Origin of the sequence: Pseudoalteromonas sp. SR43-3 (genome assembly GCF_014163875.1) — a bacterium.
Classification (GTDB): Bacteria; Pseudomonadota; Gammaproteobacteria; order Enterobacterales; family Alteromonadaceae; genus Pseudoalteromonas; species Pseudoalteromonas distincta.
Genome location: NZ_JACJEC010000003.1, coordinates 215,387 through 240,849 on the forward strand (window position 1 = coordinate 215,387; position 25,463 = coordinate 240,849).

Below are 25,463 nucleotides of genomic sequence, written 5' to 3' on the forward strand. Positions count from 1 at the left end.
TGGATTACATTTAAAAGTCAGGTTGATTAAGGCTTATAATTATGAATATATCAGGTGGAAATTTACCAGCTATGTCTGGTTCAGGCCAAGGCAGCGAGCTTTACACTGCTGCTTTGTCTAAAAAACAGCAATTAGCTGATGGCGCTGCGGCGCTTGCACTTATTGAAGGTGCAGCGCAATCGTCAAGTGCGCAAACGCCGGCTAAATCGGCGACTGCATCACTGGGTAACAACGTAAATATATATGTTTAAATTAGCTTAAGGTCGATAGGTGTTTTGCTTTTTTGACCACCTATTTCTCTCACTAATTTAGGCACTAAAAATCCAGGCAGGGCTTTTAATAGCTCTGCCATTATTTTTATTGCGTCTTCTTCGTTAATATCAAAGTGGCTGGCCCCTTCAACTTTATCGAGCAAATACAAATAATACGGTAATACGTCTGCGTCAAATAACGCTTCGCTTAAATTTATTTGCGCATCGAGCGTATCGTTCACATCTTTTAAAATTACAGCTTGGTTTAAAAGCGTTACGTTTGCTTGTTTAAGCTTTTGCATAGCTGCTTTAAAATCAGTGTCTATTTCGTTGGCGTGGTTTATGTGATTAATAAAAATAATTTTTAATGGCGATTTTGCTAATCGCTCACATAACTCATCGGTAACTCGCGCCGGTATAACTACTGGTAAACGGCTATGAATTCGCATTCGTTTAATTTGTGGTAATTGCTCAAGCTCATCTAAAAACCAACTTATTGCATCGTCTTTGGCCATCAGCGGATCGCCACCACTTAAAATCACTTCGTTTATATTGGCATCAGATTTTATGTAGCTTAGTGTTTCAAGCAGGCTTTTTTTATTAAGTTGGTTTTCTTGATACGGAAAATGCCTTCTAAAGCAGTAACGACAATTGACTGCACAGCCGGTTTTAAACATTACTAAAACACGCGATTTATACTTATGTAAAAGGCCAGGTTGTTCGTTATCTTGCTCAAGTAGGGGATCTTTATTAAAACCCGACTTAGTTAAAAATTCTTGATGGCGTGGCATGACTTGCAATAAAAGAGGATCGTTTGGATCGCCTTTGCGTATTTTTTTTATAAAAGGGATAGGCACGCGTACCGGAAATAAACTGCGGGCTTTTAGGTCGTTTTCATGGACTTGGCTCGATAAACCGACCATTTCAAGCAAGGTTTTTGGGCAGGTAACTACATTTGCTAATTCTTTTTGCCAGTTTTTATGCAAATTTGCTTCATTTCTTTGTATCATTGGCATGTAGATTACTCGAAAAAATATAAATAGAGGAAACGATGGCGAATTATAGCACCAACGAGTTCAAGGGCGGCCTAAAAATTATGATGGACGGCGAGCCTTGCAGTATCTTAGAAAATGAAATGGTAAAACCTGGTAAAGGCCAGGCGTTCAACCGTGTTCGTATCCGTAAACTTATCTCTGGTAAGGTGCTTGAAAAAACCTTTAAATCGGGTGAATCAGTTGAAGGTGCTGACGTAATGGATACAGATTTAGCGTATCTATACACAGACGGCGAATTTTGGCACTTCATGAACAACGAAACATTTGAGCAAATTGCTGCTGACGAAAAAGCACTAGGCGATGCAGTTAAATGGTTAGTTGAAAATGATTTATGTACAATTACATTATGGAACGGCAGCCCTATTGCTGTTACACCACCTAACTTTGTTGAGCTTGAGATCACTGAAACAGATCCTGGCCTTAAGGGCGATACAGCGGGCACTGGTGGTAAACCAGCAACGCTTAGCACAGGCGCTGTAGTACGAGTTCCATTATTTGTACAAATTGGCGAAGTAATTAAAGTAGACACTCGTAACGGTGAATACGTAAGCCGTGTTAAGTAAGCTTTAACATTGTTCATAAAATCCCAGCTTAAGCTGGGATTTTTTTTGGAGAAAATATGTCAGCATATCTTTGGGCCCCAAGCGCAAGCATTGAAACACTAAAACAACGTGCAGCTATATTACGTAGCATTCGTGAGTTTTTTTATACGCGTGATGTAATGGAAGTAGAAACGCCGAGTTTAAGCAGTGCCAGTGTAACAGATGTGCACTTGGCCAGTTTTAACACCACATTTGTAGGTCCAGGGCACGCAGGTGGGCTTCCTCTTTTTTTACAAACATCTCCAGAGTTTGCTATGAAACGCTTGTTAGCAGCAGGCTCAGGCGCTATTTTTCAGCTTTGTAAAGCATTTAGAAATGAAGAAGCGGGTAGCCATCACAATCCCGAATTTACAATGCTTGAATGGTATCGCCCAGGCTTTGATGAATTTGCACTTATGGATGAAATGGATGAACTAATGCGGCTTGTTTTAGATGTTGAGCCGGCAATAAGGCTTACTTATCAGCAAGCGTTTGAACAAGCACTTGGGCTCGATCCGTTAACAGCGAACATAGAGCAATTAAAGCAACTAGCATGTGAGCATGGATTTGCTGATATAGCCCAAAATGAAACGCATAAAGATACCTTACTGCAATTATTATTTTGTATGAAAGTGGAGCCCACAATAGGACAAGATAAGCCATGTTTTGTGTATCACTTTCCAGCGTCTCAAGCGGCACTTGCACAAATTTGTGAACACGATACACGTGTAGCAGGGCGCTTTGAGCTTTATTATAAAAATATGGAATTGGCGAATGGCTTTAACGAACTCACAAATGCCAGCGAGCAAGCTAAACGTTTTAATGAAGATAACGCATACCGCGCTGAAAACGGTTTAAAGCAAGTGCCAATGGATACGCGTTTAATTAAAGCGCTGGAGCATGGATTACCTCAGTGCGCAGGGGTGGCTTTGGGGATTGATAGGCTTGTAATGCTCGCAACAAATAAAGAAAAAATTAAAGACGTAATCGCGTTTGATGTGCAAAGAGCGTGATGCTTGGCTTGTAGGCGTAGGTGGAAAACCTGTAGGTGCGAATTTATTTCGCGCTCATGTAAATTAACTTTATAAATAAGCGAGGTATAAAACCTCACCTACAATAAACATCAACCCCAACAACCTACGGCAAACTTGTAGGTGCGAATTTATTTCGCGCTCATGTAATTTAACTTTATAAATAAGCGAGGTATAAAACCTCACTTACAAATAAAAACACCGCGTTTAATTTAAACGCGGTGTTTTTTTATTGCTTGCTGTAGCTTTCATTTGAAAGCCAACGGCTATGCTTTACAGATTAAGTGTAAACGTAACACCTGCTACGCGAGGCTCACCTAATTGTGTGTAGGTATGCGTTGCGTAACCATCTTGTGGATCGTTACCAAATTCAAAACCACGTGTAGGGACTGTTTCGTCAAACACATTACGAGCCCATGCGCGAACTGCCCACATGTCTGCTTCGTAGCCAAAGCTTAAGTTAACTAAGTTGCTGCTTGGTGCTTGTGAATTGTGACTATCTGAGAAGTAGTAATCGTCCTTACCTTCAATACCAACCATGCCGTAAAATGCGTTAGTAAAGTTGTAACGTGCAGTAAACGCATACTGGTATTTAGGTGACTGTGCTTGTTCGCGACCGTCTTGATTTAAGCCTGATTGTGTTACAAAGTCGTCAATTTCAGTGTTTAAGTAACCAGCACTACCTGTTAAAAATAGATTATCAGTTAGTTGGTAACTACCTTCAACTTCAAGTCCGTAGTTGCTACCAGAACTTGCGTTATCAACATAACCGGTAAATTGCTGACCTTCTACTTGCCATGCTTTTAACTGAATATCGTCGCGGTGCATGTAAAATGCTGCTAAGCGAAGTGTAAATTTGTCATCAAGCGATGAACCTTTAACACCAAATTCGCCGCTCCATAAATATTCAGGGTCGAAACTGGTGTGTTGCTGGAAAAAATCAGCGCTTAGGTTTAAGCCTTCATCTTTTGCTTTAGCGAGGGCTTCTGAATTAATACCGCCAGCTTTGTAACCACGGGTAATGCTGGTGTAGATCATAGTGCGATCAATTACTTGATATTCAAGTGCTATTTTACCGCCAACCATTACATCGTCAGTATCTTGTATAAAGCCATTGCTATCGGTGTAGTCGCCTTGGTATTGCTCTACACGTAAACCTGTAATTAATGTTGTTTTAGGGCCAATTGGAGTCGCTACTTGACCATATACTGCAACGTTACTCGTTTCGTAAGTTGAAGAGAACGGGCTTGCTAACCATGTGTACTGGCGCTCTAAATCAACATCACGGTTTTGGTAATAAATACCCGCAACCCAGTTACCTGTTTTAGAATTAAATTGTAAATCTACAGACTGATCGTCGCGATCGCGGCTGTATAAATCAGTTGAGCTGTATCCATCTGGATGTAAGCCAGCAGCACATAACTGTGGTTCACTTGTATCGTTACATACCCAATCTTCGTCAAAGCTGTAAAGCAACTCGGTATCAATAGCCGACAGGTTTAGGTTTACATCAAAAGCGTCAAAACCCGTGTAAGTATTATTAACACCTATTGCGTAGCTTTGTTGATTATCTTGCCCTGGTTCATCGGCAACACTATTGCGGCTGTTATCAAGCGTAAACGCATCGTAACCATTGTTTATATCAATATAGTGAAGGTTTAGCTCAGTATTTAAATGCTTTGTAAGCTGGCTGTTTAATTTAAAACGGGCTACTTGTTCGTCTTGATTTTGTGTTTCGTCATTTAAGTATAGGTTATCTACGTAACCGTCTGACTTTCTGCGAAAGTAGCTAACGCGTGCGCTAGTGTCATCTGTTAAGCCTGTGCTTGCTGCAATGCCTGCTCCGCGGGTGTTGTATGTGCCAGCACCTACTTGTAATTTTAAGCTTGGATCGCTTGTGGCTTTAGCTGAACCCATTTGGATCATACCGGCCATACCGTCTGCGCCAAAGCGTGTACCTTGTGGGCCACGATAAATTTCTACTTGGTCTATATCAAATAATAATGAACTGCCACCAAGGCCAGAATAGTTAATACCATCAATAACTAAGCCTACAGATGGATTAATAGGGTCTACAAATTGTGAACGAAGTCCCACGCCACGAATTTGAATATAACGACCGCGCGACGCACCAGATGCAAAATTTACATTGGCGGTACTGCCTAACATTTCGTCTAAGTAACTTGCACCACGTTGATTAATTTCATCTTCGCTGAATAAGCTCGCACTCGCGCTTAAAGTTTGAATGCTTTCGCGCTGAAAATCGCCGGTTACAACAATTCTTTCTAGGTCGCTATCATCAGCGTTAGCTGCAATTGGTGCACCAAGCAGCGGTAAAAGTGCGGCAGTAATTAAAGACAAACGTAAGTTCATTGGGTTACTTAACTCCATTTTAGGGACTCGTATGGTAGCAATTATTTAAACACATGTGCTATAAACGCGGCAATTATACGTTAAATAATCAGGATTACTAATATGACCTTTAAAGTTGACTTCAAGGTACGTGATTACGAATGTGACTTACAAGGTATTGTAAACAACAGCGTCTATTTTAATTATTTAGAGCATGCTCGACATGAGTTCTTGTACGCACACGGTATTGATTTTGCTCAGTTAGCAAAAGATAAAATTAACCTAGTCGTGATGCGCAGCGAAATGGATTATAAGCATTCTCTATTACCAGGTGATGAATTTTATGTGGCTGTAGAGCCGCAGCGTATTAGTCGTTTAAAATTTGCCTTTAAGCAAACGGTTATACGTAAAAGCGATGAAAAAGTAATGCTCAATGCACTGGTTATAGGAACGTCTGTTAATGAAAAAGGTAGGCCATTTTTACCAGAGCAAATAGATAACGTATTCAAAACTACAACTTAGTACTTAATCGGACAACTTTTAAACTATCATAGAACAAAAATTTACATTTAAAACATGCATTTTTAACGGATAAAGGGCATAAATATTGTTACTATTACATTAATTAGACAATTAGTTAGTAGTAGCATGAAATTAGCAGCAATACCGATGCTTATAGTCGGTTTATGTGTTGGTTGCGCATCAACAGGGACGGTCACCAGTGAGCAGCTTAAATACACCCAATGGCAATTATCACGTGTTGATGGTTTAGCAATTCCACCTTCGTTTAATGCATCAATGAGCTTTATTGAAGCGCTGCAAGTAAACGGTTTTGCTGGCTGTAACAAATTTTTTGGTGAAGGCTCGCTTGAAGAAAGTAACCTTACCGTAAGTAAATTAGGAATGACGCGCAAGTCGTGTGGAGAAGAGCTTGATGAGTTTGAGCAGCAGTTATTACAAGCCTTAAAGCAAGGTGCAGAACTTAAAATGCAAGACCAGCAATTAGTCATGCAAGGTGAGCAAACATTTGTGTTTATCCCTAAATAATTTTAAGTTTTTGAAAAACAGCCCCTTGCGGGCAGTTTTTAACTGACGTACACTCAGCGCAGATTTGTTGAATAATATCTTCGAATCGATGAACAAAATTTATATATCAATACTTGTCGGAGTGCCAAAGCTAAGTAATTAGTTTTTGGCTGAGATCGCGAAAGCGGGATCCGTGAACCTGATCAGGTTAATACCTGCGTAGGGAACAAGCTGCCTAAAATGGGACGCTTGTGCGTCTTTTTTTATACGCACAATAAAGTGATTTATTTTTTAGGCTGCAAAGTAGCATGTACGCTACTTTACGATCTTTCTCTATTCCTCGGAATATCTGACAAGACAACCCTTAAGCAATGAGGCAAGTCATGTCAAATACTACAAATAAAGCGTCACGCCGAGAAACTCGTGCTGCCGCGTCTGAATATATTTATAACTTAACGGGTCAACCGTTCCCAAATTCTCATAAAGTATACGTTGAAGGTACTCAACCAGGTGTGCGTGTTGGTATGCGTGAAATCACGTTAAGTGACACGTTTATTGGCGGCACAGATGAAACCCCTGTTTATGAGTCAAACGATCCGCTACGTGTTTACGATACGTCGGGCCCGTATACCGATCCTAATTTTAAACTAGACGTGCGCAAAGGCTTACCAAAATTTCGTGAACAATGGATTGAAAACCGTGGTGACACCGAAATTTTAGAATCAGTGACGTCGCAGTTTTCGCAGCAACGCATGGCAGATCAAGGGCTGGATCATATTCGCTTTGATCACCTTCCAAAAATTCGCCGTGGTGTCGCTGGTAAAAACGTAACGCAAATGCACTACGCACGCCAAGGGATTATTACTCCTGAAATGGAATACGTAGCCGTTCGCGAAAATATGGGACGTGCAGAAATTCGTAAAGAATTACTAGCCGCGCAGCATAAAGGCGAGTCGTTTGGTGCGAGTATTCCTGAATTTATTACCCCAGAATTTGTACGCGACGAAATAGCCCGTGGTCGCGCTATTTTACCAAATAATATAAACCATCCAGAAACAGAGCCTATGATTGTAGGTCGTAACTTTTTAGTAAAAGTTAATGCCAACATTGGTAACTCATCGGTTAGCTCATCTATTGAAGAAGAAGTAGAAAAAATGGTGTGGTCTACCCGCTGGGGCGCAGACACCGTGATGGACTTATCAACGGGACGCTACATTCACGAAACGCGCGAATGGGTTGTACGTAACTCGCCTGTACCTATTGGCACAGTACCGATTTATCAAGCGCTTGAAAAAGTAAATGGTGTGGCTGAGGATTTAACGTGGGAGATTTTCCGCGATACGCTTATTGAACAAGCCGAGCAGGGTGTTGATTACTTTACTATTCATGCGGGTGTACTGCTTCGCTACGTACCAATGACGGCTAAACGTGTAACCGGTATTGTGTCGCGCGGTGGCTCAATTATGGCTAAGTGGTGTTTAGCGCATCACAAAGAAAACTTTTTATACACGCACTTTGAAGACATTTGCGAAATTTTAAAACAATACGATGTGTGTTTTTCATTAGGTGATGGCCTTCGCCCAGGCTCGATTGCTGATGCCAACGATGAAGCGCAGTTTAGTGAGCTGCGCACATTAGGTGAACTGACTAAAATTGCGTGGAAGCACGACGTACAAGTATTTATTGAAGGCCCAGGGCATGTGCCAATGCACATGATTAAAGCCAATATGGATGAGCAATTAAAGCATTGCGACGAAGCGCCATTTTACACTTTAGGCCCGTTAACGACCGATATTGCACCAGGGTACGATCATATCACCTCTGGTATTGGGGCGGCCCAAATAGCATGGTACGGCTGTGCAATGCTTTGTTATGTAACACCTAAAGAGCATTTAGGTCTGCCAAATAAAGAAGATGTTAAAGAAGGCTTAATTACCTACAAAATAGCTGCACATGCCGCCGATTTAGCAAAAGGGCACCCAGGCGCGCAAGAGCGCGATAATGCGCTATCAAAAGCACGTTTTGAGTTTAGATGGCATGATCAATTTAATATTGGTTTAGATCCAGAGCGTGCTCGTGAGTATCACGACGAAACCCTTCCGCAAGAATCAGGCAAAGTGGCTCACTTTTGCTCTATGTGTGGCCCTAAATTTTGCTCTATGAAAATTAGCCAAGAAGTACGCGATTACGCTAAAGATTTAGAAACACGCGGTATTGATCCAAATGACGCTGGCGAGGCTATTGAGATCAAAATGATTGATGTAGAAGCCGAGATGAAAGCTAAATCTGCCCAGTTTAAGCAAACAGGCTCAGAAATTTACCACAAAGCGGTATAGCAATAAGTTAGATGCAGATGTAGGTGAGGTTTTATACCTCGCTTCTTTAAACATTGAAGAAGTGCGAGTGAGTTCGCACCTACTAATAACTGCTTTTGGAGGTTTTATGTTTTATAACATTGCTGTGGTGGGTTTTGGTTTAGCAGGGCGCTTAGCTGCCCTTGAGCTAAGTAAGTTGCATCATGTAACGGTGTTTGAAGCTGACGATGAGCAAACCCCAAATAGCGCCGGTAAAGTGGCTGCAGCAATGCTTGCCCCGCTGGCTGAGTCGGTATTGTGTGAGGCTGATTTAGCTTTAATGGGTCTTGATTCAATGAAGCGCTGGCCAGAAATAGTGAGTGAACTTGAGGGGGATGTGTTTTTTCAGCAGCAAGGCACATTGGTCGTTGCGCATCAGCAAGATAAAGGCGATCTACAAAGCTTTACTCAGAGAATAAAGCCCATAGCAGGGCACAGCGCTCAGGCATTAAATGCTCAGCAAATAGCGCAGTTAGAGCCAGAGCTTGCTAATCGGTTTAACCAAGGTCTATTTTTACCCTGCGAGGGGCAAATAGATAACCAAGCCTTTTATAAAGCAAGTTTTACCATGCTCAACAAGCGCAAAGTTAAGTGTGTGTTTAACCAGCGCGTAACCATTAAAAACGGTGAAATAAATAATCGACCATTTGACTACATTATAGATTGTCGTGGGCTTGGTGCTAAAAGTGATAAATCGCTTAGAGGTGTGCGCGGTGAAGTCGCAAGGCTATATGCACCTGAAGTAAATTTAACGCGACCTGTGCGTTTAATGCATCCGCGTTACCCAATTTATATAGCGCCTAAACCTAATCATGAATATGTAATTGGTGCGACCGAAATAGAATCGCAAGATAGCGGCGCCGCAACAGTGCGATCAACTCTTGAGTTACTTTCAGCGGCTTATACCGTACACAGCGGATTTGCCGAAGCACGACTACTTAATATTCAAACCGGATTACGCCCTGCATTTAGCGATAACCGCCCAGAAGTATCACAAGTTGGCAATGTAATTAGCATTAACGGCTTATATCGTCATGGTTATATGCTGGCACCGGCATTAGTGGCGCAAGTAGTTTCACGAATAGAGTGAGAATAAAATGAACATTACAATTAATGGCGAGCTACTTAATGTTAATAGCAAAGCACTCGTTGAGGTACTTCAAAGTTTTGGTGCAGTTGCGCCTTTTGCTGTGGCTGTTAATGGCGAATTTATTCCACAAAGTTGGCACAGTAACTATGTACTTAATGAGGGCGACAGTGTTGAGTTGCTGTCACCCATTCAAGGCGGATAAAGCTCATGCAAGCTAAAGACTGTTTAACTATTTATGGTGAGCAAATAAAGAGTCGTTTATTAATCGGCTCTGCGCTTTATCCGTCGCCCGATATTATGACCCAATCGATAGTCGCCTCAGGGGCTGAAATTGTTACCGTGTCGCTTAGGCGTCAGCAAAGTGCAGCAGCAGGTGATGACTTTTGGCAGTTAATAAAAAATACAGGCTTAAAAATACTGCCTAATACCGCAGGGTGCCACAGTGTTAAAGAGGCCATAACGCTTGCAAAAATGTGCCGAGAGGTATTTGCCACCGACTGGATTAAGCTAGAGCTGATTGGCGATGATTACAATTTACAGCCTGACCCTTTTGCGTTACTTGAAGCGACAAAAATATTGATTGATGATGGCTTTAAAGTATTGCCTTATTGTACCGATGACTTAGTACTTTGCCAGCGCTTAAATGAGCTAGGGTGTGAGGTGCTTATGCCGTGGGGGGCGCCAATCGGCACCGGTAAAGGCTTGTTAAATAGTTATAATTTAAAAACTATTCGAGAGCGTTTACCCAATACCACATTAATAGTAGATGCTGGTTTAGGTTTGCCATCGCATGCCTGCCAAGCACTCGAAATGGGGTATGATGCGGTATTATTAAATTCAGCCATTGCAGGGGCGGGCTGCCCAATTACTATGAGCCGCGCATTTAAAGCCGCAGTTGAAGCAGGGCGCTTTGCATATCAAGCAAAAGCAATGCCTGAAAAAGACGTTGCAGCCCCATCAACCCCAACAATGGGTATGCCATTTTGGCATCAGCAGTGAAGGAAAGAATATGAATAACGTAGTGTGGACAATTGCCGGATCTGATTCGGGCGGCGGTGCAGGTATTCAAGCAGATATAAAAGCAATGCAAAGTTTTGGTGTACATGGCTGCACGGCAATTACGGCGCTTACTGCACAAAATAGTTTAGGCGTAGAAGCTATTAATGCAGTGTCTACCGATATTATTGAATCGCAGTTACTAGCGCTTGAAAAAGACATGAAAGCCAAAGTAATAAAAATTGGCATGTTAGCCAATGTGCAGCAAATTCAGTTGATCAGCGAGCATATAAGCCACTATAAAGCTAAGTGGTCTGTGCCTCCCGTTATTGTATATGACCCTGTTGCTATTGCCTCAAGCGGTGACTTACTAACAGAAGAAGACACCGTCAGTGCAATAAAAGAATGTTTACTGCCGCTAGTGGATGTAATAACTCCAAACACCCACGAAACACAGTTATTAACTGGTGTGTATTTAATTGGCCCAGCTGCAATAAAAGAAGCGGCTAATAAGCTATTAAGCTGGGGGGCAAAAGCTGTTGTTATTAAAGGCGGACATTGGGATTACCCAAGTGGCTACTGCATTGATTATTGTATTGATAGTAATACACAAAATGGTGAAGAATACTGGTTAGGCAATCAAAAAATACAAACCCCGCATAACCACGGCACCGGATGTAGCATGGCTTCGGTAATTGCAGCGTGTTTAGCTAAAGACTACCCATTAAAAGACGCCTTTATTTTAGCTAAAGCATATATAAACCAAGGGCTAAAACAGTCGGTACGTTACGGCGAAGGGATTGGACCGGTTGCTCATACATCGTTCCCTACTAATTTAGCTGACTACCCACAAGTGATTGAGCCGGGGAGTTGGCTGGGTGATGAATTAGATTTTGATGTGCCGCTTGATTTTAATATGGCTGCTGATTTTGCTCCATGTGAAAGTAAATCGCTTGGCTTATATGCAGTTGTAGATAGTACCGATTGGTTAGAAAAGTGCTTACAACAAGGTATTAAAACAGCGCAGTTACGCGTTAAAAATAAAACGCAAGACGAGCTTAATGAGCTCATTAAGCATGCTGTTGAGCTGGGCAAGCAATACAACGCACAGGTATTTATAAATGACTACTGGCAGTTAGCTATTAAGCACGGTGCATATGGCGTGCATTTAGGGCAAGAGGATTTAGACATTGCTAATTTAGCGGCAATTAAAGACGCTGGGTTAAGGCTTGGGCTTTCTACTCATGGTTTTTATGAAATGCTACGTGCGCATAATTATCTCCCTAGTTATATGGCATTTGGCGCTATTTACCCAACCACAACAAAAGATATGACAGGTCAAATACAAGGCCTTGAAAAGCTGATTAAGTTTGTACCACTTATGCAAAGCTACCCAACAGTAGCAATAGGCGGGATTGATTTAAGCCGTGCAAGCGAGGTTGCAGATACAGGTGTAGGCAGTGTTGCGGTAGTACGAGCCATAAGTGAAGCAGATGATTATACTGCTGCGATTAGCGCGCTGAAAAGTGTTATAAACCAGTCTAATGGATAAGCTCAGCGATAAAGATACTCTGCGTTATAGCCGCCATTTGTTGCTTGAAGAAGTTGGGCTTGAAGGGCAATTAGCACTTAAATCCTCAACGGTTGCAGTAGTGGGGGCTGGTGGTCTAGGTAGCCCCGCGCTTTTATATTTAGCCGCTGCAGGTGTTGGAACGCTTATTTTAATTGACGATGATGAGGTGGAGCTTTCAAACTTACAACGCCAAGTGCTTTATAAAATAAATCACTTAGGACAAAGCAAGGTCGCCGCAGCGGGTAAAGTATTAGCGAGTCTTAATAATCAAATAAACATAGTAACGCATTGTCAAAAGCTAGATGAGAGTAATGCAGCTAACATGCTCAAAGGTGCTGACATCGTACTTGATTGCTCTGATAACTTTAGTACTCGCTATAGTGTTAACCGTTATTGTATTAGCAATAAAACACCGTTAATTTCGGGTGCTGCACTCGCAACCAAAGGGCAATTAATGGGCTTTGATTTTAGGCAAAGTGATAGCCCGTGTTATGGCTGTGTTTTTCCACAGGGCGAAGCTACACCAGTTATCAATTGCAGTAACGCTGGGGTTATTAGCCCGTTACTTGGTGTAATAGGCTCTATGCAGGCGCAACTTACGCTCAACTTATTGCTGGGGCATGCAGAGGGAGGTGTGTTTATAACCTTTGATGCGCTCACTTTAAAACAACAGCACTTTAAAGTGATTAAAGATTCAGAGTGTAAAGAGTGTGGTAAATAAGTTTTTGAGGGGCTTGTGCCTTTTATTAAATGTAGCGTTAAAGAATTAAAAGCTGCGCTTTTCGCGTGAGCAAGCTTCACGCCTACAACATATCAAACTTTTGCACCAAGCTTGTTGACGCACAGCTTGCTGGCGTGACGAGCAAAGCTCGTAATTTCTATGCTTTGGTGTCTTCTCATTTACTCCTATTTGTGCAATAAGATCTTAAGTGATTTATTCACAAAGAGGTTAAGAGGGCGCTGCGCTTTTCGCGTGAGCAGGCTTTGCGCCTACAAAAATAAAAAACCGCGTTTAAATAACGCGGTTTTTTGATTTCTAATTAACGATTTATTTTAGTCGTTAATTTTTGCAAACGCAGTACCTAAGCGAGTAACCACTTCTGGTAGTTGGTCATCCAGTATTTCAGCTTTATCAGCACCCCATGCAAGTACCACAGTAGAGCCTAATTTAAAGCGACCCATTTCTTCACCCTTTTTAAGCGTGATGGCGTTATCGCCAGTGGTTGGGTATTTCCAACTAAATACATCGCTACCTGCTGGTGGCGTGACAGTACCTGCCCAAATAGTTTCTATGCTGGCTACAATTGTTGCGCCAACAAGTACCATTGCAAGCGGACCAATCTCAGTTTCAAAAATTGCTACTACTCGTTCGTTACGTGCAAACAAGTTAGGCACGTTTTGCGCTGTAAGTGGGTTTACTGAAAATAAATCACCTGGCACGTAAATCATTTTGCTTAGTGTGCCATCAATTGGCATATGAATACGGTGGTAATCTTTAGGCGCTAAATAAATAGTGGCAAACTTACCGCCTAAAAATGGTGTTGTATCATCTTGTGAGCCGCCTAGTAGCGCTTGTAAGCTGTAATCGTGACCTTTAGCTTGTATTAGCTGTCCGTCAACAATATCGCCTAGCTGGCTGATTGCGCCATCCACTGGATGAATGATTATATTGCTATCTTCTACCATTGGGCGCATGCCGTCTTTTAAAGGGCGAGTAAAAAATTCATTAAAGCTTTTATAATGAGCCGGATCTGGGTATTGGGCTTCGCTCATATCTACTTTATATTGCTTAATAAATAGTTTAATTAAAGTCGTTGTTAAAGCACCTGCTTTAGCTGCGGCTAATTTACCCACTACGCGTGAAATAAAGTGTTTTGGCATTGCGTACTGCATTGCGATTTTAAATTTGTCTAAACTCACAGTATTTATCCTAAATTATACGCGAGGCGCACGGGCGCCTGCACGGCCATCGGCCATTGTTTCTAAAATTCGGTGGTAGCTGTCAAAGCGCAATTGAGAAATTTTGCCATCTGCTACAGCTTCTTTAACTATACAGCCCGGATCGTTTAAATGTTTACAGTCTCTAAAGCGGCATCCGCCTATAAATTCTCTAAACTCTTTAAAGCACCAGGTTACACGCTCAACATCTAAATGCCATAAACCAAATTCGCGAATTCCTGGCGAGTCGATTAGGTTACCGCCACTTGGTAAATGGTGAAGGCGTGAAACAGTTGTTGTGTGCTGGCCTAGGCCGCTGTTTTCAGATACTTCTTTAGTTAATATTTCAGCGTTAGGTAATACAGTATTAACGAGGGTTGATTTACCCACACCACTTTGACCAACAAAAATGTTATTTTTACCAACAAGTACTTCTTTTAATTCATCAATACCATTGCCCGATATATTACTAACAAGGAGTACTTGGTAATCAAGTTTACGATAGATATCGAGAACTTTTTGTATTTCGCTAAGACCTGCGTCATCAATTAAATCTATTTTATTGAGTACTAAAATTGGCTCAATACCCATATCTTCACAGGCTATTAAATAGCGGTCGATAATACTTGGGGTAAACTCAGGTAATACCGCCGATACCATGAGTATTTGATCAATGTTAGCCGCAATAACTTTTACGCCGTCGTAAAAGTCAGGGCGGGTAAGTTGCGAGCGACGCTCTTGCGTGGCTTCAATTACTCCGGCTAAATCACCTTCACTTACTTTGGCACGGCGAAACAATACCTCATCACCACACACTAAATTTGACACGGTACGTCGTATATTACAACGAAGTACATCGCCATTTTCAGTTTCGACATCGGCGTGTTGGCCAAAACGACTGATCACAATTGCGCTCTCGACCTGACCTAAATTATCGGTTTGCCACTCTTGCGCGCCTTTTTTAGCTGGTCTTGAGTCTGCGCTATTAATGCGCTTTTGGTGGTTGGCCTTGATCTGACGCGATTGGCCTTTACTTAATTTTTTCTGTTTTGCCACTGGAGGCCTATAACCTTAGTTAAATGTCGCTTTTCCTAAAAAAAGCTTTAGCTCGACGGTTGATGCTAATATGATATATCGAAATGCGTTGGATCTAAAGGAAAGCACCGCTTAGGTAATTATGACTATTAATAAATCAAATTTAATTTGGCTCGATCTTGAAATGACAGGACTCGAACCAGAGACCGATAAAATACTCGAAATTGCGACGGTTGTCACTGACGCAGACCTGAATATATTAGCTGAAGGGCCAACCATAGCTATTCATCAAAGTGATGAATTACTAAATGGTATGGACGAGTGGTGTACTACGCAGCATGGTAAGTCGGGTTTAACAGCGCGCTGTAAAGCAAGTACATTCGATGAAGAGTATGCCGTGGCACAAACGTTAGATTTTTTAAAACAGTGGGTGCCTGCAGGTGTATCACCAATGTGTGGTAATTCAATTGGGCAAGACCGCCGCTTTATGAATAAATACATGCGTGAACTTGAAGATTTTTTTCATTACCGCAATCTTGACGTGAGTACTATTAAAGAATTAGCACGTCGCTGGAAACCCGAAGTGCTTGCAAAAGTGAATAAAAAAGGCTCGCACCTTGCTTTGGATGACATTAAAGATTCGATTATGGAATTAAAAGTCTATAGAGAAAATTTCTTTAATTTGTAAAAAACACTTGCAAACACATCGGATTATTGTAGAATCCTGCCCCGCTCAAGACGATAACCCACGCGGGGTTAGTGTGTTTGAGTGATTGAATTACCATCAATAAATGCGGTACTAGCTCAGTTGCTAGAATGTTGAACGCGACCCGTCGCGCTTAAGCGTAAAATAACTGAAGAAATAAAAAATGCGGTACTAGCTCAGTTGGTAGAGCGCGACCTTGCCAAGGTCGAGGTCACGAGTTCGAGCCTCGTGTACCGCTCCAATTTCTAACCAAAAGAAATTGTAGTGTTGAATGAAAATATAATGCGGTACTAGCTCAGTTGGTAGAGCGCGACCTTGCCAAGGTCGAGGTCACGAGTTCGAGCCTCGTGTACCGCTCCAATTTCTAACCAAAAGAAATTGTAGTGATAGTAAATTTAGTTATGCGGTACTAGCTCAGTTGGTAGAGCGCGACCTTGCCAAGGTCGAGGTCACGAGTTCGAGCCTCGTGTACCGCTCCAATCTTTTTATATCCTTTCAAAATTCTCTGTATTAAAAATCATAAATAAAATTATAATTTAAAATCTCTCTTATCTACTTTATTCTTTGTGCAATATTCAGCATTAAAGTTTTGGTTGTTAGAAGCTATGGTTTCTCGCGCGAGCTATGCGCCTACAATAAAGCTATTGTACTTTGAAGTTATGAGGTATGAGTGAGGTACAGAGGAGTCAATACTTTGAAACCGAGAGCTTTTATTAAAATAGCTCCCCCTGAATAGTTGCTATAACTCGTCTAGAGCCACCAGAATCGCGATGTTCACCTAAATAAATACCTTGCCATGTACCTAACGCTAAATAACCATTTGAAATAGGAATACTTAACTCGCAGCCTAACGTACTGGTTTTTATGTGTGCAGGCATGTCGTCGTCACCTTCATAATCGTGGCGATAATAAGGTTGACGCTCAGGAACGAATTTATTGAAATGGCTCTCCATGTCCATACGAACAGTGGGGTCTGCATTTTCGTTTATTGTAAGGCTCGCTGAGGTATGCTGAATAAATAAATGCAACAAACCAACTTTATAATTTGCCAGTTCAGGAAGTTGAGACAATATTTCGTCATCGATTATATGAAAACCTCGCGGGCGAGGCTTTAATGTAATTTGCTTTTGCTGCCAACTCATAATTTATCGAAACTAACTTCAATGTTTGCATTACCAGCATCACAGCTAAATGGCATGATGATTTTTTTACCTTGGCTTTTGTGAGTAATTGTATGACCCTTACCCGATACCACAATAGGCGTTGCCATATCAAAGTCGAAGCCTTTCTCGCCAAGTAAATTTTTAGCACCACCTGTTACCATGTTGGTTATTTCGCCAACCATATCAGTAACTTCTTCATCTATAGCATCAGGGCGTTCGCCAAGCATACGCTCCATGATGGTTAATGCTAGTTCTTCATCAAATGTTATTGAAAATGATCCTCGCGTTTGCGGGCCAACCATGCCAATCAAACCTGATACATCACCACAGGCTATCTCATCAGTTTTAATGCGAGGTTTACCTGGCTTCAATTGAGTTTGAGCCATAGTGCTCAAAACATTAATTAAAGAAGATAAAAAGGGATTGATGAATTCTACATTCATAGTGGCTACTCTTAAATTTGTTCTGTGAAATGACTATATAGTTTGAGTATAGTCACTAAGGATAACTTTGAAGGATTATGATGCTCTGCAAGATTCACATTTACCATGTGCTTCTATTGTCTGCCCTGATACAACAAACCCACCTTCGGCAGCTAAATTATTTAGCTCATGCGAAATTACACTCGAGTGTAATTCTTTGACAAAACCACAGGTATCGCAAATTAACAATTGTACTGGGTGTATATGATCAAAATGATGACACAGCATAAATGCATTTGTGCTTTCAATTTTATGAATAAAACCTAGCTCAGCTAAAAAGTCTAATGCACGATAAATAGTTGCAGGTTTAGCACCCGTTTCAGTTATTTTTAATTGCTCAAGCAAATCGTATGCACCAACACCACCTTGTGCGCTGGCTAATAGGCGAAATACTTTCTCGCGGATAGGCGTAAAACGCGCGCCACGGTTGTCACAAACTTGTTTTGCTTTACTTACGAGTGATTCTATATTCATCATTACTCTTATCCTTATGCTACCGTGATATACTAACATACTGTGTTGTAGTTGCAGCGTTTTTATTAAGCGCTTTTTACCTAGGAAACCCAGTAATGCACGAACTATTAGCTATATTTATTTTCTTTTTTGCGGTTATTGACCCCATTGGTACTGTACCTGTATTTATTGCAGTCACACGTGGTGATGATGAGAAATTTAAACGTAAAGTTATATATAAAGCGGTAGGCGTATCTGCATTAGTGCTCTTATTTTTTGTACTTGCAGGTGAGCAATTACTTAACGCAATTGAAATTCCGCTTTCGGCTTTTCAAATAGCCGGCGGTATCATATTACTTATTTTTGCGCTCTCAATGATATTTGGTGAAAGTAAACCAGAAGCCGAAATTAAAAGTGTACGCGACAGCACTGAAACCGCTATTTTTCCGCTTGCGATTCCCTCTATCGCGAGCCCAGGCGCTATGTTAGGCGCCGTATTAATGACTCGTAATGAAGAATATACTTGGGTTGAGCAATTACTAACGTCTTCGATGATGCTTGCTGTATTGGCTGTTGTACTGGTTTTGTTACTGCTTGCAACGCATGTACATAAATTAATTGGTGACAGTGGTGCAAGTATAATAAGTAGAATTATGGGGCTTATTTTAAGCTCGGTTGCAGTTACCAATATTTTAAATGGCATAGCCCATTATTTTGGCTTGCAGGTTTTCTCTTAACATTGATGCTCGCTAGGCTTTTGTGTAAAATGCAGCGCCTTTTAAGCTGTGCTTAATAACTTTAATACCCTGAGGTTTGCTTTGAATAAATGTACTTTGGATAGACGCTTTTCTGTGGCCCCAATGCTTGATTGGACTGATAAGTAAGTATTTAAAGGGATTTAGTAGTGCAAGGGTGCCCATTGGGGGGACTCGACATATTAAGGGGGACTGTTGGGGGCCTATTTATGATGGTACCTAGAAGATTTACTTAGAGTAATTGCTAAAGCGAATAACTCATAGCTTTAAAGTAAATACGAAATCTTGTTAGTCTACAGAGCTCATGCTAGTATATTTTTGTACAAGTTTTATTCTTAGTGGCGAATGGCCACTATATCATTTCTCATTTATTTTGGATTATTAAAGATGAAAGCTTATCACACATACAGTGCTGTTGATGTTGCCTTTTGCTTGCTAAAGCATGCTGCTTTACAAGGTAAGCGCTTTACTAATCTTCAGCTCCAAAAATTAACTTATGTTTGTCATGGTTGGTCTTTAGGTATTTATAAGCGCCCGCTAATTATCGAAGATGTTCATGCTTGGCAATACGGACCTGTAGTGCCATCAGTATATTTTCAATTTAAACATTTTGGGTCACAGGCCATTGATGCTAGTAATCCTGTTGTACTCGATGGTGAAAGTGAACAAATTATAAGCGATATAGTTTCTGTTTTAGGAGACTATAGTGGCCCACAATTAGTTGAACTTACACATAGAGAAGGAAGTCCTTGGCATATTGTTTGGGATGGTAGCAACAACAGATTAATACCAGACGCAATCATCGAGCAGCATTACAACAAAATAAAGAGCTCAGGCCACACATCTTGCCTGTAAATGATTCAAGTACTAAAAGAATTGTCGACTTCAGAGTCGACAATTCACCACCGAATATCCCATCAAATGCTGTTTCTGAAGAATTAGATTTTGAAACACTTTTTAATTCTGATTTTGAAGAGTCACACGATGTTGTAATTTCTAAAAACCAAGTTAAAAAAGCTGGTAGAAAGATAAGAAAAAACGAAGGCGATTTAAAAGATGCACGAGCAAAAATTCAATCATTTCGTACTGAACATAAGAAGCCTTTAGAATGTATTGTACAAATTGTTAGCCGATATAGCTGTGAAGGTACACAGGTTGTTGCTAGACTGAAGCGGTTAGACACCATTATTGACAAGTTGACTAGACTTTCTCTAGATGGAGTAAGTGAGAATAAAACTTGTGTAACAAATATGAATGATATTGGTGGCTGTCGAGCAATATTCGAACGTATTGAATATCTATACGATGCATTAGAAGATATTAAAATAATTGTTGATAGGTTATCTAATATAAAAATAAAAGACATTGATGATTATATAGAGAATCCTAAAGGAAATGACTGTGGCTATCGAAGTCTCCACATCATTTTTGAGTTTAAAACACCTGACAAAACCTTAAAAATTGAGGCACAGTTAAGAACTCGTGTTCAACATTTATGGGCTACAACAGTTGAAGTGATAGACTTAATTGAACGAGTCAAAATAAAGACTCTTTCGCATAGACCCGATAATGAAAAGAATCGGAGTCAAATTTATTGGGAAGAGCTTTTAAGCCTCATGAGTGATGTTATAGCTGGTAACGAAGGCTGTAATGAATTAACGGATTCACGTAGAACAGAAATAAAAAATAAGTTGAAATACTTAAACAATAAAGTTAAAGCCGTTAATAAACTTGAAAGTTTTAAGCTGGTATCAGAAAAAATAGACTTTAATACTAGCTCTCAAAATAGTTATTATATTGTAGTTATTGGATTGGAAAAAGGAAGTATAAAAGTTATTGCTGAACAAGCATACGATAATGAACATAAAGCTATGTTGATTTATAATAATATCGAGCAAGTAGTTTCAAGTATGGAAAATACTAATACTTTAATGGTTGCCACAAAAGATATAAGCTCACTAGGGGATGCTTACCCTAACTATTTAGGCGATTGCCAAGCTTTTATTGAAATGCTAAATGAAGCCATGACTTAATTATTGTCAATTTTATAAAAATAAAAAAACCCGCTAACTAGCGGGCTTTTTTGTGCTTTAAGCTTGTGCTGTTTGAACTGATTTTATAAATAAGCACTTTTTAATATGTATTTTTAGTAATCCTTTGCTGAACAGTTTGCTAGATATTATTAAATATAGTGCTAGATTCACTGCAGTTTCGCAGCCTGTTTGTGTATAATCTCTCGCCTAATTTAATACTTTAATTATCAACTCGCATGTTTATGTAAGTTATTGATCTGTCCTACTCTGCTAGGGAGCCTATAGGGGGACCATATAGGTAATTCAAGGCAATTCAGGGCAATTCAAAGCAACTCGGAGCAGCAATTTTATGAATGAAGAAACCCTTGGAGGTGTTGTAATGTCTGGAAACCCAGTAAAAACAAGCTTTCGTAGAATGTCCGTTGCACCCATGCTTGATTGGACTGATCGCCATTGTCGTACTTTTCATCGCAAAATGACTAAACATACTGTGCTTTATACTGAAATGATAACCACAGGAGCTATCTTATTTGGTCGAGGCGACTACTTACATTTTAATAAACACGAAGGCCCAGTGGCGTTGCAGCTTGGTGGCTCTGATCCTAAAGCGCTTGCGCAATGTGCAAAATTAGCCGGTGAGCGTGGTTATGACGAAATAAATTTAAATGTAGGTTGCCCGTCAGACAGAGTTCAAAATGGTCGATTTGGCGCATGTTTAATGGCTGAACCTCAATTAGTTGCTGAGTGTGTTGCAGCAATGAAAAACGAAGTAAACATTCCTGTTACCGTTAAAACGCGCATTGGCATTGATGAGCAAGATTCGTATGAGTTTTTATGTGCGCTAATTGAAGCGTCTCATAAAGTAGGGTGTGATGATTTTATTATTCATGCTCGTAAAGCATGGCTTAATGGTTTAAGCCCGAAAGAAAATCGTGAAGTTCCACCGCTTGATTATCCACGTGTTTATCAACTTAAAAAAGATTATCCGCAGCTAGACTTAAGCCTAAATGGCGGTGTTAAAACAATTGAGCAGAGCCTAGAACATTTGCAACATATTGATGGTGTAATGATTGGGCGTGAGGCTTACAGCAACCCATTTATGCTCAATGACGTTGATGAGAAAATTTATGGTGATGCTGCAAACACGCAGTCACGCCACGACGTAGTGCGTTCAATGTATGACTACATTGAAGAAGAAATGCGTTTGGGTGCTAATTTTTGGCATATTGCACGTCACATGCTCGGTATTTTTCAGGGGCAGCCTGGTGCGCGAGGTTTTAGACGCCACCTTTCTGAAAGTGGTCACGGTAAGCAAGCTGATTTATCGGTAATGGATAAAGCATTAAGCTTTGTACCAGAATAAAAACTAAGCTTTAAAAATTCTAAATTTTAGCCACTTTCGAGTGGCTTTTTTGATCCTAAAAATTAGTCAAAATCATAATTTATTGGCCAATTACACTCTATGTTGTTCAGCTTAAAGTCACTAAAATTTAGAGTGATTGTTGTTTATCATTATGATTTTAAATGTTTTATTTTTGTTTTGATGGACTTGGCACAACTCTTGGAATCTTCTTGTTGAAATTAATTAAAAATCAACAGGAGAATACCATGGGAATCTTTAACCGCGTAAATGATGTAATTCAATCAAACATTGTCGCCATGCTTGATAAAGCAGAAGATCCAGAAAAACTTTTAAACCTAATGCTTACCGAGATGCAAGATGCATTGAATGAGTGTCGTAGTACAGCAGCCGCTTTATTGTGTGAAGAGAAAGTAATTAATCGCCAAATTGATACTAAAAAAACAGAATTAGCAGCTTGGCAAATGAAAGCAGAACGTGCGGTTGAGAAGGGCAGTGATGACCTTGCTAAATCAGCTTTACTTGAGAAGCAACGCGTTAACGAAAGCATTGAAAATAAGCAAACTCAACTAGAAACATTGCAAGAGTCTATTGCAAAAATTAAGTCTGATTGTGAACGCTTGCAGCAAAAAATGGCTATGGCTAAAACTAAGCAAGCTCAGTTAATGCAACGCCATAATGTTGCTATTGCTAGAGGGCGAATCAGTACGCAACTACAAAGCAATAAAGTAGCTCATGCGTTGTCTCGTTTTGAACAAATAGAGCAGCGTGTTGAAGGTATTGAAGCTCAAGTAGAGGCTTATGAGCTGACTGATACAGCAAGTTCTACCAGTGCCCAAATTGAGTCGTTAGTTAAAAATGAAAAAGTTGATGCTGAGTTGGCTCGCTTAAAGGCGAACTTAAATACTAATTTAAAACACACTGCTTAGGAGATTGCTATGAACAGCTTTAATCGTCAACAAGGTTGGTATAAAGATACTCTGAATAAAAAAATATCGGGTGTTTGTAGTGGTTTAGCCCATAGATTGGACTTTCCGGTATGGGCAACACGCCTAGTTACTATTTTGTTGTTTTTGAGTTTTCCGTTTGCAGTTGCACTTGGCTATTTTATAGCGCATTGCTGTCTTGAAAATAAAGAGTATTAATACCAACAGGCATAAATATTTGAACAATTTAACGAATTAAATCACCCTATAACGTTGTTAAAAATTTTAATTTAGAACAGCTAAGTATAAAAATTTTTGCCTAGTTATAGCGCAATTTTCTTATCGTTAAATAGACCTCATGTATAAGCCGGTTGGTATAAGGAGAATTACTATGAAAGCTTTGGCAGTATGTGTAATTATCTATTTATTACTGTTTACTGATTTAATAACGTTTGTGCAGATTGATTCTTGGCAGTTGCCGTTATGGATTGCTGACATTAGTTGGGCTGGGCTCGAGCTTGTAGGTGCTTTGGCCGCAATTATTGCTGTAGTTGCGGTAGTGGCTTTAATTACTATGGGATTAGTTGGTGCGGGTGTAGTGGCATTAGCAGGGACTGTTTTAGCGCTTTTATTCGGATCTATAATGATTGCATGGCCGTTACTATTTGTTGCAGTGTTGTGTTGGCTTGTTGCCGATAACAAAAAAGTAGCCTCTTAATCCTTAATTTGACTGACTATTATAGGTTAACTATGTTAAATTTAGCCTGTAATTTAAAGTTTTCATAAGGATAAGAATGATGACGAAACTATGTTTTTCGATGGCTTCTGCATTAATATTTAGTTTTTTTTCGTCATCGTTGGCGGCGCACTCAGGGCACGATCATGGTTCTGATGTGGCTGTGCTCGAAGTAACTAACGCGCAAGTTAGAGAGTTTTTACCTAGTAGTACTTCAACTGTAGGTTATTTAACCCTTATTAATCATAGTGGAGCCGCAGCAACTTTAACTAAGGCAACTATTGATGGCTTAGGGCGTGTTGAAATGCACGAGCATTCACATGTAGACGGCATGATGAAAATGCAACAAGTTGAATCGGTTGAAATTAAGGCGCACGAAAGTGTCAGCTTTCAGCCTGGCGGTTATCATTTAATGGCATTTGAACCACAAGAGCCATTAAAAGTAGGACAAGAACGTAAACTCACACTATATTTTAGTGACGGTAATCGCTTATTTACTAATGCTCAAGTCGTGTCGCTTGAAGCGCAAGCTAAGCAGTCAAAACCATCTACTCAACACGCTCATCATTAGGAGTACACATGTCGCAACATAAAGGAAAAATAGCAGGAATAATTGTTTTACTGCTTATCATTTTTTACGCAATTGCTGTTTATTGGAGCACAGAACCTTCACGTTTTGACGTTGTTGCCAACGCGAAAGAGCAAGCGCAGCTTCGTAATGAAAAAATAGTAACGGGTTATGTAACTACTTCTACATTAATTACGGTAGCCAATACCTTACTAGATAAACCGGGTGGCTACTTATCAAATGATGTAATACCACCAAGTATTATTATGGATGATATGCCAGCGTGGGAATATGGCGCACTAGAAATGGTACGTGATTTATCGCTTTCTATGCGAAAAGATTTTAGCCGTTCTCAATCACAATCAACGGAACATGAAGCCCTTAAAAAGGCGCAGCCGCAGTTTAATATAAGCTCTGAGGCATGGGCATGGCCAAGTGCCGAAGGTGAGTACCAAAAAGGTATTGACTACTTAATGGTATATCGTGGACAAATTGCTAATGAGCATGAGCGCGATAGCCAATTTTACGCACGAGCAGATAACTTACGTAGTTGGCTTAAAGAAGCTGAAAAACGTTTAGGTAGCTTAAGCCAACGTTTAAGTGCCAGTGTAGGCCAAGAAAAAGTGAACACCGATTTAGCGGGTAATTCATCTAATAAACAAGCAACTCTTGCGCCACTGCAGCAGCAAGTAAGAACACCATGGTTGGAAATTGACGATGTGTTTTACGAGTCGCGCGGTGCAACTTGGGCATTACTGCATTTTTTACAAGCGATAGAGTATGACTTTAATGACGTGCTTGAAAAGAAAAATGCACGTGTAAGCTTACAACAAATCATACGTGAACTTGAGGCGACTCAAGAAACAGTATGGAGCCCACTTATTTTAAACGGCAATGGTTTTGGCTATGTGGCAAACCATTCTTTAGTTATGGCAAATTATATTTCTAGAGCCAATGCGGCTTTAATCGAACTCAGCGAACTACTAGCTCAAGGATAAA

28 protein-coding genes, 3 tRNA genes and 1 riboswitch are annotated in these 25,463 nt (G+C 40.4%); of the genes, 24 read left to right on the plus strand and 7 right to left on the minus strand.

Going from position 1 to position 25,463, the window contains the following annotated elements:
- Positions 1-41 precede the first annotated feature (41 nt).
- Positions 42-251, plus strand: coding sequence for a hypothetical protein (locus H5088_RS05410; protein WP_024600329.1), 210 nt, complete (start codon positions 42-44; stop codon positions 249-251).
- Here H5088_RS05410 and epmB read toward each other — a convergent pair.
- The gene (gene epmB, locus H5088_RS05415; RefSeq protein ID WP_182752476.1) at positions 248-1,261 is read right to left on the minus strand and encodes an EF-P beta-lysylation protein EpmB; all 1,014 of its coding nucleotides are present in this window, start codon (positions 1,259-1,261) and stop codon (positions 248-250) included. The genes H5088_RS05410 and epmB overlap by 4 nt on opposite strands.
- A 41-nt stretch (positions 1,262-1,302) precedes the next feature.
- Here epmB and efp point away from each other — a divergent pair, with 41 nt between their 5' ends.
- A complete protein-coding gene (gene efp / locus H5088_RS05420) occupies positions 1,303-1,869 on the plus strand; it encodes an elongation factor P (RefSeq protein WP_024596699.1) in 567 nt (188 codons plus the stop codon).
- Positions 1,870-1,925: 56 nt separating this feature from the next.
- Positions 1,926-2,900 (plus strand): elongation factor P--(R)-beta-lysine ligase, encoded by a 975-nt coding sequence (gene epmA, locus H5088_RS05425; protein WP_182752400.1) that lies wholly within the window; start codon positions 1,926-1,928, stop codon positions 2,898-2,900.
- Between the two features lie 291 nt (positions 2,901-3,191).
- Here epmA and H5088_RS05430 read toward each other — a convergent pair whose 3' ends face one another.
- Positions 3,192-5,309 carry a TonB-dependent receptor gene (locus H5088_RS05430; RefSeq protein ID WP_182752401.1) on the minus strand — a complete coding sequence of 706 codons (2,118 nt, stop codon included), beginning with the start codon at positions 5,307-5,309 and terminating at the stop codon, positions 3,192-3,194.
- Between the two features lie 84 nt (positions 5,310-5,393).
- Here H5088_RS05430 and H5088_RS05435 point away from each other — a divergent pair, with 84 nt between their 5' ends.
- The 8 genes from H5088_RS05435 to H5088_RS05470 all read left to right on the plus strand — a co-directional run bounded on the left by H5088_RS05435 (position 5,394) and on the right by H5088_RS05470 (position 13,030).
- Positions 5,394-5,792, plus strand: a complete 399-nt coding sequence (locus tag H5088_RS05435) for a thioesterase family protein (protein WP_010555268.1) — start codon at positions 5,394-5,396, stop codon at positions 5,790-5,792.
- Between the two features lie 126 nt (positions 5,793-5,918).
- Positions 5,919-6,317 carry an META domain-containing protein gene (locus H5088_RS05440; protein WP_032826923.1) on the plus strand — a complete coding sequence of 133 codons (399 nt, stop codon included), beginning with the start codon at positions 5,919-5,921 and terminating at the stop codon, positions 6,315-6,317.
- Between the two features lie 107 nt (positions 6,318-6,424).
- Positions 6,425-6,539: riboswitch (TPP riboswitch) on the plus strand.
- A gap of 140 nt (positions 6,540-6,679) precedes the next feature.
- Positions 6,680-8,632 carry a phosphomethylpyrimidine synthase ThiC gene (gene thiC / locus H5088_RS05445; protein WP_220488830.1) on the plus strand — a complete coding sequence of 651 codons (1,953 nt, stop codon included), beginning with the start codon at positions 6,680-6,682 and terminating at the stop codon, positions 8,630-8,632.
- Positions 8,633-8,738: 106 nt separating this feature from the next.
- Positions 8,739-9,740 (plus strand): FAD-dependent oxidoreductase, encoded by a 1,002-nt coding sequence (locus H5088_RS05450; protein WP_182752402.1) that lies wholly within the window; start codon positions 8,739-8,741, stop codon positions 9,738-9,740.
- Between the two features lie 7 nt (positions 9,741-9,747).
- Positions 9,748-9,942: a sulfur carrier protein ThiS gene (thiS, locus tag H5088_RS05455; protein ID WP_154904268.1), complete on the plus strand. Its 195-nt coding sequence runs from the start codon at positions 9,748-9,750 to the stop codon at positions 9,940-9,942.
- Positions 9,943-9,947: 5 nt separating this feature from the next.
- Complete coding sequence (locus H5088_RS05460) at positions 9,948-10,739, plus strand: thiazole synthase (protein ID WP_182752403.1); 792 nt, start codon at positions 9,948-9,950, stop codon at positions 10,737-10,739.
- A 10-nt stretch (positions 10,740-10,749) separates the two neighbouring features.
- Complete coding sequence (gene thiE / locus H5088_RS05465) at positions 10,750-12,288, plus strand: thiamine phosphate synthase (RefSeq protein WP_182752404.1); 1,539 nt, start codon at positions 10,750-10,752, stop codon at positions 12,286-12,288.
- A complete protein-coding gene (locus H5088_RS05470; RefSeq protein ID WP_182752405.1) occupies positions 12,281-13,030 on the plus strand; it encodes a HesA/MoeB/ThiF family protein in 750 nt (249 codons plus the stop codon). Before thiE ends, H5088_RS05470 begins: the two co-directional genes overlap by 8 nt.
- Before the next feature lie 332 nt (positions 13,031-13,362).
- Here H5088_RS05470 and asd read toward each other — a convergent pair whose 3' ends face one another.
- Positions 13,363-14,229: an archaetidylserine decarboxylase gene (asd, locus tag H5088_RS05475; RefSeq protein ID WP_004336058.1), complete on the minus strand. Its 867-nt coding sequence runs from the start codon at positions 14,227-14,229 to the stop codon at positions 13,363-13,365.
- 15 nt (positions 14,230-14,244) lie between these two features.
- On the minus strand, positions 14,245-15,303 hold the full coding sequence (rsgA, locus tag H5088_RS05480; protein ID WP_004336055.1) for a small ribosomal subunit biogenesis GTPase RsgA: 1,059 nt from the start codon (positions 15,301-15,303) through the stop codon (positions 14,245-14,247).
- 121 nt (positions 15,304-15,424) lie between these two features.
- Between rsgA and orn the strand changes: the two genes are divergently transcribed.
- The 4 genes from orn (at position 15,425) to H5088_RS05500 (ending at position 16,467) form a co-directional block, all read left to right on the plus strand.
- Positions 15,425-15,970 carry an oligoribonuclease gene (gene orn / locus H5088_RS05485; RefSeq protein ID WP_004336052.1) on the plus strand — a complete coding sequence of 182 codons (546 nt, stop codon included), beginning with the start codon at positions 15,425-15,427 and terminating at the stop codon, positions 15,968-15,970.
- A gap of 183 nt (positions 15,971-16,153) precedes the next feature.
- A tRNA-Gly gene (locus tag H5088_RS05490) sits at positions 16,154-16,229 on the plus strand.
- 43 nt (positions 16,230-16,272) lie between these two features.
- A tRNA-Gly gene (locus tag H5088_RS05495) sits at positions 16,273-16,348 on the plus strand.
- Between the two features lie 43 nt (positions 16,349-16,391).
- Positions 16,392-16,467: transfer RNA gene (locus H5088_RS05500), tRNA-Gly, on the plus strand.
- A gap of 234 nt (positions 16,468-16,701) precedes the next feature.
- Here H5088_RS05500 and H5088_RS05505 read toward each other — a convergent pair.
- From H5088_RS05505 to H5088_RS05515, 3 genes are all read right to left on the minus strand, one after another.
- Complete coding sequence (locus tag H5088_RS05505; RefSeq protein WP_182752406.1) at positions 16,702-17,130, minus strand: secondary thiamine-phosphate synthase enzyme YjbQ; 429 nt, start codon at positions 17,128-17,130, stop codon at positions 16,702-16,704.
- Positions 17,127-17,594: a chemotaxis protein CheX gene (locus H5088_RS05510; protein WP_024595807.1), complete on the minus strand. Its 468-nt coding sequence runs from the start codon at positions 17,592-17,594 to the stop codon at positions 17,127-17,129. The genes H5088_RS05505 and H5088_RS05510 overlap by 4 nt, the downstream gene beginning before the upstream one ends.
- Before the next feature lie 75 nt (positions 17,595-17,669).
- Positions 17,670-18,107 carry a transcriptional repressor gene (locus H5088_RS05515; RefSeq protein ID WP_002957918.1) on the minus strand — a complete coding sequence of 146 codons (438 nt, stop codon included), beginning with the start codon at positions 18,105-18,107 and terminating at the stop codon, positions 17,670-17,672.
- A gap of 95 nt (positions 18,108-18,202) precedes the next feature.
- Here H5088_RS05515 and H5088_RS05520 point away from each other — a divergent pair, with 95 nt between their 5' ends.
- The 9 genes from H5088_RS05520 to H5088_RS05560 all read left to right on the plus strand — a co-directional run bounded on the left by H5088_RS05520 (position 18,203) and on the right by H5088_RS05560 (position 25,462).
- Entirely contained in the window at positions 18,203-18,823 is a 621-nt protein-coding gene (locus H5088_RS05520; protein WP_002957920.1) for a MarC family protein, read from the plus strand.
- Between the two features lie 405 nt (positions 18,824-19,228).
- On the plus strand, positions 19,229-19,696 hold the full coding sequence (locus tag H5088_RS05525; protein ID WP_182752407.1) for a Panacea domain-containing protein: 468 nt from the start codon (positions 19,229-19,231) through the stop codon (positions 19,694-19,696).
- Positions 19,687-20,874 (plus strand): RelA/SpoT domain-containing protein, encoded by a 1,188-nt coding sequence (locus H5088_RS05530; protein WP_182752408.1) that lies wholly within the window; start codon positions 19,687-19,689, stop codon positions 20,872-20,874. The genes H5088_RS05525 and H5088_RS05530 overlap by 10 nt, the downstream gene beginning before the upstream one ends.
- Before the next feature lie 379 nt (positions 20,875-21,253).
- Positions 21,254-22,237 carry a tRNA dihydrouridine(20/20a) synthase DusA gene (gene dusA, locus H5088_RS05535; RefSeq protein WP_182752478.1) on the plus strand — a complete coding sequence of 328 codons (984 nt, stop codon included), beginning with the start codon at positions 21,254-21,256 and terminating at the stop codon, positions 22,235-22,237.
- Between the two features lie 245 nt (positions 22,238-22,482).
- Positions 22,483-23,163 (plus strand): PspA/IM30 family protein, encoded by a 681-nt coding sequence (locus H5088_RS05540; RefSeq protein ID WP_182752409.1) that lies wholly within the window; start codon positions 22,483-22,485, stop codon positions 23,161-23,163.
- Between the two features lie 9 nt (positions 23,164-23,172).
- Positions 23,173-23,379 (plus strand): PspC domain-containing protein, encoded by a 207-nt coding sequence (locus tag H5088_RS05545; protein ID WP_039485433.1) that lies wholly within the window; start codon positions 23,173-23,175, stop codon positions 23,377-23,379.
- 172 nt (positions 23,380-23,551) lie between these two features.
- Entirely contained in the window at positions 23,552-23,878 is a 327-nt protein-coding gene (locus H5088_RS05550) for a hypothetical protein (RefSeq protein ID WP_002957925.1), read from the plus strand.
- 79 nt (positions 23,879-23,957) lie between these two features.
- Positions 23,958-24,467, plus strand: a complete 510-nt coding sequence (locus tag H5088_RS05555) for a copper chaperone PCu(A)C (protein WP_404936286.1) — start codon at positions 23,958-23,960, stop codon at positions 24,465-24,467.
- Between the two features lie 8 nt (positions 24,468-24,475).
- Positions 24,476-25,462, plus strand: coding sequence for a DUF2333 family protein (locus H5088_RS05560; protein ID WP_024603343.1), 987 nt, complete (start codon positions 24,476-24,478; stop codon positions 25,460-25,462).
- The last annotated feature ends 1 nt before the right edge of the window (position 25,463 follow it).